The organism is Parablautia muri, assembly GCF_009917485.1.
GTDB lineage: Bacteria > Bacillota > Clostridia > Lachnospirales > Lachnospiraceae > Suilimivivens > Suilimivivens muri.
Genome location: NZ_QZDT01000001.1, coordinates 71405 through 84940, shown reverse-complemented (window position 1 = coordinate 84940; position 13536 = coordinate 71405). Strand labels below are relative to the sequence as shown.

Here is a 13536-nt window from a genome sequence, read left to right as displayed (position 1 = left end):
ATAACAACTGCAACGCAGCTATTACCCTTAATACTCTTTCTTATCTAGGCCCATACGGACTATAATATCGTTTACCTTTTTATAAACCATATCCTCGTCTAACGTCAATACTTTTCTGTTTTCCATGGTTATTTTCCCATCAATAATGACGGTTTCCACCTCAGAACCATTTGCAGAATAAGAAAGTCCGGCAATTAAATTATTCCTGGGCGTCAAAGATGGCGTATTTAAATTCAAAATAGCAATATCCGCCTTCTTCCCCGCCTCCAGTGAACCTGTTTCCTGCTCAAGCCCAAGCGCTTTAGCCCCATTTATGGTTGCAATACGGAAACCTTCTTTTGCGCTGACGCACTGAGGGGTCTTCTTAACCCCTTTATGGATCAGTGTAAGCAGGCTCAGCTCATGAAACATATTTAGACTGTTGTTGCTGGCCGCGCCATCCGTGCCAAGACAAACATTGATTCCTTTTTCAATCATTGCCGGAACAGGCGCAAAACCATTCCCCAGCTTCATGTTGCTGGCAGGATTCGTTACCACACTTACATTCTTTTTCTTTAAGATATCCATATCGCTCTCTGTGATCTGTACACAGTGGGCAGCTATGGCAGGCACATCGAATAATCCGTTCTGAACCGCCATCTCAATGGGCGACATACCATACTTTTCCTTTATCTGCTGTATCTCGCTTTCACTTTCTGAAAGATGTACATGAATACCCATATGGTTCTTTTTTGCTTCCTCAGAAACAATCCTCATGTAAGCGTCATCACAGGTATACGGAGCGTGAGGCCCTAACATGAAGGTAAGTCTGTCACAGTCTTTGGCTGCATCTCTTTCTTCATAAGCCTGTTTTAATCTTATCTGACCTGCTTCATCATCACCGCTTCCTACCAAACCACGGCATATGACAGCGCGCATACCGGACTCCTTTACCGCTTTTGTGGTCTGATGAATATTCATCTGCATATCATTAAAACAGGTCGTTCCGCTTTTCATCATTTCAATAATAGCAAGACATGCGCCCCAATAGGTATCCTCATCTGTCATCTGTTGCTCAATCGGATCAATGGTTCCAAAAAGCCAGTCCATAAAGCTCAAATCATCCGCCACGTTCCGCATAAAAGACATATAAGAATGGGTATGACAATTGATCAGGCCTGGTATGGCAAGCCTGTCCTTTCCATCAATCACTTTATCAGCTACAAATCCTGCTGGCTTTGTGCCTATCGCAACAATTCTGCTATCTTCAATATAAATATTGGTTTCCTTCACCACATCCTGATGACCCTCAGGTAATACTGCCAGAATATTTTTTAATACAATTCCCAAACCTTTTTCACTCCTTACTTTTTATGATTTACTTTCTTAACATTTTTCTTATGGCCCTTTGCAATCCCCCAATTTAAAGGTTAACAATATTTCTGTTTTCCCCTTTTAGAAATGCTTCGATATTTTTGCAGGTTTCCGAAACACATCTGTTTCTTGCCTCATTACTTGCCCATGCCAGGTGAGGCGTAATAATTAACTTGTTACTGTCCATAATCTTGCTTAAAGGATTGCTGCTTTTCATAGGCTCCGTGCTAGTTACATCCAGCCCAGCCCCTGCAATATAGTTTTCTGCCAAAGCAGTATATAGAGCTGCATCATTTACCACCGGCCCTCTTGCCACATTGATTAATATAGCACTTTTCTTCATCTTTTTAAATGCTTCTAAATCAAATAAATCCCTTGTCTTATCGCTTAACGGACAGTGAATCGATAAGAAATCCGATTCCTTTAACAGCTTGTCAAACTCCACCCTTTCATACTCCGTACATGTACTGTTTCCAGAGGCCGAATAAAAAATTACTTTGCAGCCAAAAGCTTCGGCAATTCCTGCTACCTTCCTTCCAATATTTCCCATACCCACAATGCCCCAGGTCTTACCTGCAAGTTCTGTAAATGGAATATCAAAATTCGAAAAACGATCCTGTGCCGCATAAGCACCTGATTTTACATAATCGTCATAATGACGAAGCTTTTCCAGAACATACAGACAAAGTGCAAAAGTATGCTGTGCCACCGCATCTGTGGAATAGCCTACAATGTTTGCCACCTTAATTCCTCTGCTTTTGCAATATGTAATGTCCACATTATCATACCCTGTTGCAAATTCACAAATCAGCTTTACATCATGGGCATCCTTTAGGGTCTCGCTATTGAGAGGCGCTTTGTTGGCGATGATAATTTCCGCATCTCTCACTTTTTCTTTTACATCCACAGCCGTGGTATTAGGATATACCGTCACTTCTCCAAATGCCTTAAATATATCCACAGAAACATCCAGCCCCACGCTGTTTCTCTCTAAAACCACTATTTTCATGCGTTTCTCCTTAACTATAAGTTGTATTATAAACATTTTTTATTATATATAAATAATCCTTTTTTGAACAGATGTTAAAAATAATATTTTATTCATAAGATTTATGATGGATAATTTAAAAATCTTTGTATAAATATGCAACAAAAAATTTCTTGTTGACAATTGCCCTTCCCTGCGTTAATATGATAAAAAATTAAATATCACCTAAACCGTTGAAGCGGAGATAACGGTGATGATGCTCCTACAGAGAGCCCGGAATGCTGAGATCGGGCGGAAAACAAGTCATCAAATGGACCGCTGAGGGTGCAGTGAACAACAAATGAATTATTTTAAATTGTTAAGTATTCTGCAACGTAAGGCATACGTCAGTTGCCAGGGATATGTTGGTATCCTGTTAAGGGTACAGCTCAGGCTGTAAATCAAGGTGGCACCGCGGATAGTTTGATATTCGTCCTTGACAGAAATTATTTCTGTTAAGGACTTTTTGTTTGCAAAAAATTCCATATTTTAATATTTTTATTAATATCATTACAGGCAGAAAGGAAAAGTTATGATTCGACCTGAACTTCAAATACTAAAAGAATTAAATAAACAAAACAAGTACAAAACGGCTCCCGTGAGCATGGAAATCTTATCAGACATCAGAACCCCCATTGAAGTTCTCAAAATCCTTAAAAATATTTCCAGCCACTGCTATCTGTTGGAGTCTGTTTCTGACTATGAAAAATGGGGGCGCTACACCTTTTTAGGCTACAATCCCAGCCTTGAAATTACTTGCCAGAATGGCCAAATGAAGGTAGGCTCTCTTTCTTTTGACACAAAAGATCCTGGAGAATACATTCGTCAGATCATTGAAGAACACAAAAGCCCCCGTTTTCCCTATCTTCCTCCCTTTACAGGCGGATTAGTGGGTTATTTTTCCTATGATTACCTAAAATACGCGGAGCCTTCCCTACACCTTAACGCTGCTAATACCGAGGGCTTTAAAGATGTTGATTTAATGCTCTTTGACAAGGTAATTGCCTTTGACAACTTTAGACAGAAAATCGTATTAATTGTAAATATCCAGCTTGACAGCCTTGAGACAGAATATAACAGGGCAATTCTGGAATTAAAGCAATTGGCGGAACTGATTAAAAGCGGTATCCCTGCTGCCGACCAGCCTGGCAAATGTACCACCGACTTTCTCCCTCTTTTTAAAGAAGAAGAATATTGCTCCATGGTGGAAAAAGCCCAACATCATATTAAAGAGGGTGATATCTTCCAGATTGTCTTATCCAACCGCCTGGAAGCCTGTTTTGAAGGAAGCTTATTAAATACCTATCGCATCCTCCGCACCTTAAACCCTTCTCCCTACATGTTTTATTTTGCCAGCAGCGATTTGGAAGTGGCAGGCGCCTCACCCGAGACTCTGGTGAAATTAGAAAACGGTGTTCTTCATACCTTTCCCCTGGCAGGCACCAGTCCCAGAGGAAAAACCGAGGAAGAAGATAAATCGTTGGAACAAAAGCTTCTTGCAGACCCTAAGGAACTTGCGGAGCATAATATGCTGGTAGATTTGGGAAGAAATGATATTGGCAAAATCAGTAAATTTGGAACCGTTCAGGTAGAAAAATACCTCTCTATAGAGAAATACTCTCATGTCATGCATATAGGATCTACCGTACGAGGACAAATACGAGAAGATGCGGATGCACTTTCCGCCATAGATGCTATTTTACCTGCAGGAACACTTTCCGGCGCCCCTAAAATCAAAGCCTGTCAGTTAATTAACGATTTGGAAAATAATAAACGCGGCATTTATGGTGGCGCCATAGGCTATCTGGATTTTACCGGAAATCTCGATACCTGTATTGCGATTAGAATAGCTTACAAGAAAGGCGGCAAAGTCTTCGTCAGAAGCGGCGCTGGTATCGTAGCAGATTCTATTCCCGAAAAAGAATATCAGGAATGCTTAAACAAAGCAGCCGCCATTGTGAAGGCATTAAACGATGACACCCTATACAAACCGGATTATTGAGTGAATTGCTACTATGCTTGACGAGTCCGTTTAATAAAACAAGAGGTGAACCAATGATTTTACTAATTGATAATTACGACAGCTTTTCCTATAACCTATATCAGCTGATTGGATCTTTAAATCCTGATATAAAAGTAATTCGAAATGATGCTGCATCCATAAAAGAAATCGAAAAAATGGAGCCGGAGGCTATTATCCTTTCCCCAGGCCCAGGAAGACCGGAGGATGCCGGCATCTGTATTGATATTGTCAAAGAGCTTGGATGTAAAACTCCCATTTTAGGTGTCTGTCTTGGCCATCAGGCTATCTGTTTGGCCTATGGCGGAACCATTTCCTACGCAAACGAATTAATGCACGGAAAACAGTCCCAAACCAAACTTGAACCCACCAGCCCAATTTTTCAAGGACTTCCCGAAAGCATTTCCGTTGCCAGATATCACTCCCTTGCGCTACTTGAAGAAACCCTTCCTGCCTGCCTTATCATTACCGCCAGGGCGGATGACGGTGAAATGATGGCCGTTCAGCATAAAAACTACCCGGTTTACGGACTGCAGTTTCATCCTGAATCTATCCTCACACCAGCAGGAAGCAGCATTGTTAAAAATTTTTTAAATCACTATAAACAAAATATGGAGGCCCAAAATGATTAAAGAAGCTATTGTAAAAATTGTTGACAAACAGGATTTAACCTATGCTGAAGCTTACGCTGTCATAAACGAGATTATGAGCGGTGAAACCTCACCTACCCAAAATGCCGCCTTTTTAGCTGCTTTGTCCACTAAAAGTACTAAGGCGGAAACCATCAATGAAATTGCCGGCTGCGCCGCTGCTATGCGCGACCATGCCATGAAGGTAGAACATAACATGGATTTGCTAGAAATTGTAGGTACCGGAGGCGATGGCGCTCAAAGCTTTAATATTTCAACTACTTCGGCTCTAGTCGCCGCAGCCGGCGGCGTCAAGGTCGCCAAACACGGCAACAGAGCCGCTTCCTCTCAATCTGGAGCCGCCGACTGTCTTCAGGCCCTCGGTGTAAACATTGATCTATCCCCTGAAAAATGTGTTGAGCTCCTTGAGAAGGTAGGAATCTGCTTCTTCTTTGCACAGAAATATCACACTTCCATGAAATACGTTGGTCTAATCCGTAAGGAGCTAGGTATTCGAACCGTCTTTAACATTTTAGGCCCTTTAACCAATCCTGCCTCTCCATGCAGACAGCTTCTCGGCGTTTATGACAAGTCTCTGGTTGAGCCTCTTGCAAAGGTTCTTACCAATCTCGGTGTCAAACGCGGTTTGGTAGTTTATGGAATGGACAAAATGGATGAAATATCTGCAAGCAGCCCTACCTATATTTGTGAATTTTTTGAGGGAAACTATAATACCTATACCATTACGCCAGAGGACTTTGGATTAACCTCCTGTAAAAAAGAAGATCTAATTGGCGGTACGCCTGATGAAAATGCTGATATTACTCTTTCTATTTTAAAAGGGGAAAAGGGGCCTAAAAGGAATGCAGTTCTTTTAAATGCCGGAGCCGCCTTATATATTGCGGAGAAGGCTGACTCCTTTGCAGACGGTGTTAAGCTTGCCCAAGAACTAATAGATTCGGGACACGCACTTGCTAAGTTAGAAGAATTCAAATCCATAAGTAATTTATCCTAAACGATGAGTGCAAAATTATATCTTCTCATTTATGAATAATAATCATTTTATCAGATTCTCATTAAGGAATATTAACATTAAAGTATTATTTCAAACATAACTCATGGATATGCAGAGATTAAAGCTTGAACTCAAATTTCCAAATTATCTATTAATACTGTATCGCAGACACAGCTTGCGATAGTAGGGGGTAAAACAATGGAAACGATCTTAGACACAATAGCGGCCTACGCGAAACAACGAGTGGAAAAAGCAAAGGAAATCCGACCGCTTAAAGAACTGAAACAGCTTGCCTTTACACAAAGCTGTAAGACTGGGTTTCCTTTTGAAAAAGCTCTCGCCACTGGCGGAATCAGTTTTATATGCGAATGTAAAAAAGCTTCTCCCTCCAAAGGGCTCATCGCAAAAGAATTTCCCTATCTGACCATAGCCAAAGAGTACGAAGCAGCAGGTGCATCCTGTATTTCCGTACTCACTGAACCTAAATGGTTTCTAGGTAAAGATCAATATCTTAAAGAAATTTCTAGCGCGGTGTCTATCCCCTGTATCCGCAAGGATTTCACAGTGGATGAATATATGATTTATGAAGCAAAGCTTTTAGGTGCCAGCGCTGTTTTACTAATTTGCTCCCTGCTTTCCACAGATACCTTAAAGCGCTATATTGACATTTGTGATACGCTTGGTCTTTCAGCTCTTGTAGAAGCCCATAACGAAAAGGAAATAGCATCTGCCATTGCCGCCGGAGCGCGTATGATAGGTGTCAATAACCGAAATCTAAAAAACTTTACAGTGGATATCAGCAACAGTCGAAAGCTGCGCTCTCTGGTACCAGAGGATATTTTCTTTGTTGCAGAAAGCGGTATCCGCTCCGGAGAAGATGTAAAAGCGCTTGAAATGGCTCGTGTGGATGCTATCTTAATTGGGGAAACCCTTATGCGCGCCCCAGACAAGAAAGCCATGCTGGATGAATTGCGCACGGGATCCAAGGGTAAAATGGAGGATTTCTATGACTAAAATAAAAATATGCGGTCTCAAATCTGCGGAGGATATTTCCTATGTGAACGCCCTGAATCCGGATTATATAGGTTTTGTTTTTCTGCAGGGCAGACAGCGCTACATTTCTCCCAAGGATGCCGCAACTCTAAGAGCAATTTTAAAGCCAACAATACAAAGTGTCGGCATTTTCGTAAATGAACCTTTAAAAAATGTAGCCGCCCTTTTAGAGACTGAAACCATACAACTTGCACAGCTCCACGGCAGGGAAGATGCTTCCTATGCTTTAAAACTTAAAAGCCTGTGTCACAAACCCATTATCAAGGCTTTCATCATAAAAAGCAAAGAAGACATCAAACAGGCTCTTGACTATCCCTGCGATTACCTATTGTTGGATAACGGTCTTGGCACAGGTGAAACCTTCGACTGGTCGCTGATATGTGATATCCACAAACCTTTTTTCCTGGCAGGAGGTCTAAATCCTGCCAATGTCAAGGAAGCCATAGAAAAAATACACCCCTTTGGTGTGGATGTCAGTTCTGGCGTAGAAACGAATTGCCGTAAGGATTATCAAAAAATAAAAGCCTTTATTGAAGCTTGCACCGCAGCGAACCGTAAATGCAATTAACCATATTTACACTAACTTTCAAATTTTCCAGACAAATATAAAATAAAAAAATTACATTTCAAAGAATGGAGGATTACCATGTCAAATTCCCAGGGACGCTTCGGCGTTCACGGCGGCCAATATATTCCTGAAACTCTCATGAATGCCGTAATTGAACTTGAAGAAGCTTACAATCATTATAAAGATGACCCTACATTTAACAGAGAACTTACAAATTTATATAACGAATATGCGGGCCGTCCCAGCCGCCTATATTATGCGAAAAAAATGACACAAGATTTAGGCGGCGCTAAAATTTATTTAAAAAGAGAGGATTTAAACCATACCGGTTCCCACAAAATCAACAACGTGCTGGGTCAGGCCCTGCTTGCAAAAAAAATGGGAAAAACCAGACTCATTGCCGAAACCGGCGCTGGCCAGCATGGTGTTGCAACAGCTACCGCTGCCGCACTGCTTGACATGGAATGTATCGTTTTCATGGGAGAGGAAGATACCAAAAGGCAAGCTCTTAATGTATACAGAATGGGCCTTTTAGGTTCAGATGTCATTCCTGTCAAAACAGGAACCGCCACCCTAAAGGATGCAGTATCGGAGGCCATGCGCGAATGGAGCAGCCGGATTGACGATACCCACTACTGCCTTGGCTCCGTTATGGGTCCTCATCCCTTTCCTACCATTGTCAGGGATTTTCAGGCAGTTATCTCCCGGGAAATCAAACAACAAATTTTTGAAAAGGAATCCCGTCTTCCTGATGTGGTAATGGCCTGTGTAGGCGGCGGCAGCAATGCCATGGGAACCTTCTATCATTTCATAGAGGATAAAGATGTAAAGCTGATTGGCTGTGAAGCTGCCGGCAGAGGTATTGATACCTTTGAGACAGCTGCCACCATCAATACCGGACGGCTGGGTATTTTCCATGGAATGAAATCTTATTTTTGTCAGGATAAATACGGTCAGATTGCCCCCGTTTATTCCATTTCCGCTGGTTTGGATTATCCTGGCATTGGCCCGGAACATGCATGGCTCCACGACCAGGGCAGAGCAGAGTATGTACCCATTACAGATAAGGAAGCTGTTAATGCATTTGAATACCTTTCACGTACGGAGGGCATTATTCCTGCCATTGAAAGCGCCCATGCTGTTGCCCATGCCATGAAAATTGCACCTACTTATTCCAAAGATAAAATAATCGTCATCACCATTTCCGGACGAGGCGACAAAGATTGCGCTGCTATTGCGCGCTACAGAGGGGAGGATATCAATGAATAAAACAGACACTGGCCGTTCTCATACGCCATCTTATTATATCAAAGAAGCTTTTAAGGACGGAAAAGCATTCATCCCTTTTATCACCTGTGGAGATCCCGATTTAGAAACCACAGAAAAAATTGTGCGCAGTATGTCGGAAAATGGCGCTGACCTGATAGAACTTGGAATTCCTTTTTCCGACCCAACTGCTGAAGGCCCCGTCATTCAAGACGCCAATTTGCGCGCACTAAACGGCGGCGTTACCACCGACAAAATTTTTGATATGGTGAAACGCCTGCGTAAAGATATTTCCACTCCAATGTTATTTATGACTTACGCCAATGTTGTCTTTTCTTACAACACAGACAAATTCATCAGTACTTGTGCTGAAATTGGAATCAACGGACTTATCCTTCCCGACCTGCCCTTTGAGGAAAAAGAAGAATTTGATGACATATGCCAGAAATACGGTGTAGCTCTTATTTCTCTGATCGCTCCCACCTCCCAAAACCGGATTGCTATGATTGCCAGACAGGCCCAGGGCTTTGTCTATATCGTATCCAGCCTTGGAGTAACAGGTGTCCGCAGTGAAATAAACACCGATATTTCTTCACTCGTGAAATTGGTAAGAGAAAATACATCTGTTCCCTGTGCAGTGGGCTTTGGAATTTCTACTCCTGAGCAGGCGGCAAAAATGGCGGCGATTTCTGATGGTGCCATTGTAGGATCCTCTATCATTAAATTGATCGCTCAATTTGGACGGGATGCTGCCGAACCGGTTGGCCAATATGTGAAGACAATGAAAGAGGCTATTCTCACCTTAAAAAGTGATAAAAACAGCCTTCAATCATAGTATGCATTTCTTTTCAATAAAAAAGGCTCCTTTCCGAGCCTTTTTTATTACATTTTACTTAATACTCTTTATATCATTTAATCTGTTCAAAATTTGTCAGAGGACAGTTATAATCTCTTGAGCAATTCTTCTCTTTGTGCCTCATAGCCGGGCTTTCCAAGAAGTGCAAACATATTCTTCTTGTAGCTTTCAACTCCAGGCTGGTTGAAAGGATTTACACCAAGCAGATAACCGCTTACGCCACAGGCAAACTCAAAGAAGTAAAAGAGCTGTCCCAAATAATATTCATTAACTTCAGGAACTGTAACCATAAGGTTGGGAACCTGCCCGTCCGTATGAGCAAGAATCGTTCCGTTCATTGCGCTCTTATTTACAAAATCCACACTTTTGCCGGCAAGATAATTTAATCCGTCAAGGTCAACCGGCTCCTCCTGTAAGATAATTTCTTCTCTGCTGGTTTCAATATTGATAACTGTCTCAAACATATTTCTGGAACCATCCTGGATAAACTGGCCCATAGAATGTAAATCAGTCGTCAAATCAACACTTGCAGGGAAAATACCTTTCTGGTCCTTACCCTCGCTTTCGCCATAAAGCTGTTTCCACCATTCGGAAACATAATGAACACTGGGTTCATAATTTGCAAGAATTTCAATTCCTTTCCCTTTTCTAAGCAAAATATTGCGGATAGCCGCATACTTAAGAGCATCATTTTCCTCAAAAGAAGCTTCCAAAGCCGCCTTGCGCCCTGCCTGTGCTCCTTCCATCAGTTTATCAATATCCGCGCCGCTTACTGCAATAGGCAGAAGACCTACCGCTGTAAGAACGGAAAAACGTCCGCCTACATCATCAGGCACCACGAAACTCTCATAGCCTTCCTCTGTAGCTAAACTCTTAAGGGAGCCTCTTGCCTTGTCAGTGGTAGCATAAATTCTCTTTGCTGCTTCTTCCTTACCGTACTTCTCCTCCATCATTGCCTTAAACACACGAAAAGCAATAGCAGGCTCTGTGGTTGTACCGGATTTGCTGATCATGTTGATAGAGAAATCCCGATCGCCAATTACATCCATCAAATGCTTGATATAGGTAGAACTGATAGAATTTCCTACAAAGTAAATCTCAGGTGTTTTTCTTATTTCCTTGCTTACAACATTATAAAAACTATGTCTTAAGAACTCTATAGCAGCCCTTGCCCCCAAGTAAGATCCTCCAATACCGATTACCAGCAAAACCTCGGAATCACTCTGAATTTTGGTTGCTGCCTTTTTGATTCTGTCAAATTCTTCTTTGTCATAATCTACAGGAAGATCAATCCATCCTAAGAAATCATTCCCTGCGCCTTCTTTAGAAACCAATACTTCCTTTGCATCCAATGCCAGCTTCTTTATAGATTCCACTTCATGATCCTGAATAAAAGATGCTGCCTTGGAATAATCAAATGTTACTTTCTTCATGCCTCCACACTCCTTTTGATAATATAGTTTTCATATTTCTCTGACTTGCATTGCAAATCTACCTAAATTATTACATAAATTTCCTTTTATCTATCAGCTTTAAGTGTAACAAATGAGCCTGTATTTTTCAAGCAATTCCCTCAATCAATCCCAAAAGCTCCTTCATATTAACAGGTTTTGCTAAATGTGCATTCATACCGCACTCCATTGATTTTTTCCTGTCTTCCTCAAAGGCATTGGCAGACAACGCAATAATCGGAATGTTCGCTAAAGTGCTGTTCGCGAGCCTTCGAATCTTCCTTGTGGCCGTATGACCATCCATCACTGGCATTTGTATGTCCATTAAAACCAAAAAGTATTCATTGGGCTGAGAATTCTTTAACATCTTAACAGCAACGCTTCCATTTTCAGCCGTATCAACCACATATCCTGCATCTGTTAAAAGTGCAGTCATAATCTCAAGATTAATCCTGTTGTCCTCCACCACCAGAATTTTCCCTTTCTCCGTATGATGTTCTTTTCTTATTAGCGGCAGTTCCTTTTGACGACCTCCTTTATCCTGCAGCTTAAGATTTAATGTGACAATAAAGCGGCTACCCTTGCCGAAAATACTGGATACTTCTATCGTTCCTCCCATCATTTCCACAATATTTTTTACAATGGAAAGTCCAAGCCCTGTACCCCTTACTCCGCTTAAGGTTGTATTTTTCTCACGCTCAAAGGGCTCAAAAATATGTGTTATAAAGCTTTCACTGATGCCAATTCCCGTATCCTCAATTGTAAACTGAAAAATTGCAAACTGGTCAGAAGCTCTCTGCTCTACAACCGAAAAACCAATTTCACCACCTTTTTTCGTATAGTTTACTGCATTCCCCGCAATGCGCAGGAAAATCTGCATCAAGTAATCTCTGTTACTATATATATAAGGATGTACAATTCCATTTGCTTCCAATGAAAACCGAATCCCCTTTGCCTGTGCCTTCGGAAGAATATCCGCTTCTACCTCTTCCATAATATCATGCAGATTGCATTCCGCCTCCATAAGATGGTCTCTACTCGTTTCTAACCGTGATAATTCCAGCATATCATCCAATAATTGTAGTAGATCTTGACCGGAATCTTCAATCTTATTAAGAAAACCCTGCAATTTCTCTGAATCCTTCAGATGAGCCTTTGCAAGCGCTGTAAAGCCAATAATTGCATTCATGGGTGTGCGTATATCATGAGACATGTTTGCTAGCAAAACGTCCTTTGCCTTGTTAGAGCTTTTGGCTTGAATCATAGCTTCTTCTAACAGCCTATTTTGTACTGTTTCATGGCGGACTGCGTCATCATTGCTTCTGCAGCCTACCACAACCTGAGAACCATTTCTTACATTCCCCACATTGACCACACATAGCTGCATGTGTTCGATTTCCCCATTCTTTACAATCCGATAATTCACATGGTAAACCTTATTCCCGGAAAGCTGCTCCTTAATATATTCATAATCAACAGCCTTCAAAAAAAACTCCATATCCTCCGGATACACCCAATCCTTAGCATAATTAGAAAGGAACTCCGCAAACACACTAAGCTCATATTTTTTATCCTTAAAACTATTATATATCCGCTCACTAACCTGATACGGATGAAAAATACCCTCGTTAAAATCCAGGTGAAAAATAGACTCATAGTCAATACTAAGACCGTCAATCAGCTCCAGCCGCCGAAGCTGCTCCCGATTAATCATTTCTAGCTTTTTATCATAAGCATCAATCTGATTCCGTAATTCTAATTGCTCCCGCCTTTTTTCTTCCTCCTGACGCTTACGTTTTTCCGTAGCATCGCCTACAAATACATAAAATACATCTCCATATAACTCGCTATGAGTAAAATGTCCATAATCCTCTATCCAGCGAATTTCACCACCCTTTTGGATAATTCGATACTCCACATAATCTAAATCATATTTACTTTCAGTAATCTGCTCTCCAATGCTTTTCTCCACCTCATCCAAATCATCGGGATGTACAATTCCCCGAAAACTGTTTCCTGTCAACTCCTTAAATTCTTCCATTGTATCACAGTTAAATATCCGAAGTATTGCTTCATTCGCATAAATAATTTCTTCATTGCCATCTGCACGATATATAAAAAATCCTCCCGGCATCTTATCTATAACTGTCCTCATACTAAGCACTGTCTGATCTGCATCCACAGTATCCCCAAAAGGAACACCTTGGCCAGACAAAAAATATTCCTTTGACATAAAATCACTACTCATAGCTGCATCCTCCGTCATAACTCCAAAATGATTGTCAAATGTCTGCATAC

General features: G+C 41.3%; 11 protein-coding genes. 7 read left to right on the top strand and 4 right to left on the bottom strand.

Translation table 11 applies throughout. From position 1 onward, the window contains the following. Nucleotides 1–27 precede the first annotated feature (27 nt). Complete coding sequence (locus tag D5281_RS00360; RefSeq protein ID WP_160558179.1) at nucleotides 28–1329, bottom strand: amidohydrolase; 1302 nt, start codon at nucleotides 1327–1329, stop codon at nucleotides 28–30. 73 nt (nucleotides 1330–1402) lie between these two features. Continuing rightward, nucleotides 1403–2362 (bottom strand): D-2-hydroxyacid dehydrogenase, encoded by a 960-nt coding sequence (locus tag D5281_RS00355; RefSeq protein ID WP_160558178.1) that lies wholly within the window; start codon nucleotides 2360–2362, stop codon nucleotides 1403–1405. 550 nt (nucleotides 2363–2912) lie between these two features. Here D5281_RS00355 and D5281_RS00350 point away from each other — a divergent pair. The 7 genes from D5281_RS00350 (at nucleotide 2913) to trpA (ending at nucleotide 9766) form a co-directional block, all read left to right on the top strand. Then, nucleotides 2913–4382, top strand: a complete 1470-nt coding sequence (locus D5281_RS00350; RefSeq protein ID WP_160558177.1) for an anthranilate synthase component I family protein — start codon at nucleotides 2913–2915, stop codon at nucleotides 4380–4382. Between the two features lie 53 nt (nucleotides 4383–4435). After that, nucleotides 4436–5032, top strand: a complete 597-nt coding sequence (locus D5281_RS00345; protein WP_160558176.1) for an anthranilate synthase component II — start codon at nucleotides 4436–4438, stop codon at nucleotides 5030–5032. Beyond that, nucleotides 5025–6044 carry an anthranilate phosphoribosyltransferase gene (trpD, locus tag D5281_RS00340; protein WP_160558175.1) on the top strand — a complete coding sequence of 340 codons (1020 nt, stop codon included), beginning with the start codon at nucleotides 5025–5027 and terminating at the stop codon, nucleotides 6042–6044. The genes D5281_RS00345 and trpD overlap by 8 nt, the downstream gene beginning before the upstream one ends. Nucleotides 6045–6242: 198 nt before the next feature. Continuing rightward, nucleotides 6243–7058 carry an indole-3-glycerol phosphate synthase TrpC gene (gene trpC, locus D5281_RS00335; protein WP_160558174.1) on the top strand — a complete coding sequence of 272 codons (816 nt, stop codon included), beginning with the start codon at nucleotides 6243–6245 and terminating at the stop codon, nucleotides 7056–7058. Continuing rightward, entirely contained in the window at nucleotides 7051–7665 is a 615-nt protein-coding gene (locus tag D5281_RS00330) for a phosphoribosylanthranilate isomerase (protein ID WP_160558173.1), read from the top strand. Before trpC ends, D5281_RS00330 begins: the two co-directional genes overlap by 8 nt. A gap of 78 nt (nucleotides 7666–7743) precedes the next feature. Then, on the top strand, nucleotides 7744–8934 hold the full coding sequence (gene trpB / locus D5281_RS00325) for a tryptophan synthase subunit beta (protein ID WP_160558172.1): 1191 nt from the start codon (nucleotides 7744–7746) through the stop codon (nucleotides 8932–8934). Beyond that, entirely contained in the window at nucleotides 8927–9766 is an 840-nt protein-coding gene (gene trpA, locus D5281_RS00320) for a tryptophan synthase subunit alpha (protein WP_160558171.1), read from the top strand. The genes trpB and trpA overlap by 8 nt, the downstream gene beginning before the upstream one ends. A 107-nt stretch (nucleotides 9767–9873) precedes the next feature. On the opposite strand, the gene D5281_RS00315 is transcribed toward trpA, so the two are convergent. Both D5281_RS00315 and D5281_RS00310 read right to left on the bottom strand, forming a co-directional pair. After that, nucleotides 9874–11220 carry a glucose-6-phosphate isomerase gene (locus D5281_RS00315; protein ID WP_160558170.1) on the bottom strand — a complete coding sequence of 449 codons (1347 nt, stop codon included), beginning with the start codon at nucleotides 11218–11220 and terminating at the stop codon, nucleotides 9874–9876. Between the two features lie 127 nt (nucleotides 11221–11347). Next, a complete protein-coding gene (locus D5281_RS00310) occupies nucleotides 11348–13486 on the bottom strand; it encodes a hybrid sensor histidine kinase/response regulator (protein WP_277935088.1) in 2139 nt (712 codons plus the stop codon). Nucleotides 13487–13536 lie beyond the last annotated feature (50 nt).

Bases quoted from the DNA above. Each gene is read 5' to 3' on its own strand.
- trpB (WP_160558172.1), top strand. From the start codon at position 7,744: ATGTCAAATTCCCAGGGACGCTTCGGCGTTCACGGCGGCCAATATATT.
- D5281_RS00310 (WP_277935088.1), bottom strand. From the start codon at position 13,486: ATGAGTAGTGATTTTATGTCAAAGGAATATTTTTTGTCTGGCCAAGGT.
- trpD (WP_160558175.1), top strand. From the start codon at position 5,025: ATGATTAAAGAAGCTATTGTAAAAATTGTTGACAAACAGGATTTAACC.
- D5281_RS00345 (WP_160558176.1), top strand. From the start codon at position 4,436: ATGATTTTACTAATTGATAATTACGACAGCTTTTCCTATAACCTATAT.
- D5281_RS00355 (WP_160558178.1), bottom strand. From the start codon at position 2,362: ATGAAAATAGTGGTTTTAGAGAGAAACAGCGTGGGGCTGGATGTTTCT.
- trpC (WP_160558174.1), top strand. From the start codon at position 6,243: ATGGAAACGATCTTAGACACAATAGCGGCCTACGCGAAACAACGAGTG.
- D5281_RS00330 (WP_160558173.1), top strand. From the start codon at position 7,051: ATGACTAAAATAAAAATATGCGGTCTCAAATCTGCGGAGGATATTTCC.
- D5281_RS00350 (WP_160558177.1), top strand. From the start codon at position 2,913: ATGATTCGACCTGAACTTCAAATACTAAAAGAATTAAATAAACAAAAC.
- trpA (WP_160558171.1), top strand. From the start codon at position 8,927: ATGAATAAAACAGACACTGGCCGTTCTCATACGCCATCTTATTATATC.
- D5281_RS00315 (WP_160558170.1), bottom strand. From the start codon at position 11,220: ATGAAGAAAGTAACATTTGATTATTCCAAGGCAGCATCTTTTATTCAG.